Annotated in this window: 1 protein-coding gene; it reads right to left on the bottom strand. The window is 44.3% G+C overall.

The window, feature by feature from the left end:
- Positions 1-300 (bottom strand): M28 family peptidase (locus HC175_RS22845; RefSeq protein WP_168140061.1); only part of this gene is annotated, 300 nt, incomplete at both ends.

Below are 300 nucleotides of genomic sequence, written 5' to 3'. Positions count from 1 at the left end.
TACCATTCTCTAACGGACTAATATCGGCACCGCTACCGCCTTTTTCAAAGTAATGGATAAGATATGGCCTAAAAAGAGGTTCCCAACTTTGGATCTTTTCGAATTGTGACTGCCGGGCATCAATGGAAAACCCTCTCGGGGTGAATCCGCCGGCATCGCTTTCCAGTGCAAAAATGTGATTTTCCTTGTTCTTTTTGGCAACTTCGGCATATTTATTTCCGCCTCTAAGGCCGTTCTCTTCGTTCATAAAAAGCACAACCCGAATGGTTCTTTTCGGCTTTATTCCGGCTTCTTTCATGA

This window comes from Salinimicrobium oceani (assembly GCF_012037645.1).
This window is presented reverse-complemented; position numbering and strand designations above follow the sequence as displayed.